The 261-nt window shown below is 64.8% G+C and carries 1 pseudogene; it reads left to right on the top strand.

Features of this window, described 5'->3' with window-relative positions:
* Positions 1-238: pseudogene (locus B4920_RS26750) on the top strand (DNA repair protein RecN); the annotation flags it as partial.
* Positions 239-261: the final 23 nt, after the last annotated feature.

Genomic DNA, 261 nt, shown 5'->3' with positions numbered 1-261 from the left:
CGAACGCCAGGTGTTGTGCGTCACTCATTTGCCGCAGGTTGCGGCGCAGGCCAACTGGCAATGGCAGGTCAGCAAGGCGACGCGCAATGGCTCGACCCTGAGCGCCATTCAGCCGCTCGACGAAGCGGGCCGGGTGCAGGAAATCGCCCGCATGCTGGGCGGCGTCGAGATTACCGAGATCACCCTGCAGCATGCTCGCGAATTGTTGCACCTCAAGGGCGAGGCCCTGACGCAGTGAACTCGCGAGTCCGCCGGTCGACT

It is taken from the genome of Zoogloea sp. LCSB751, assembly GCF_002028455.1.
Taxonomy (GTDB): Bacteria; Pseudomonadota; Gammaproteobacteria; order Burkholderiales; family Rhodocyclaceae; genus Zoogloea.
This window is presented reverse-complemented; position numbering and strand designations above follow the sequence as displayed.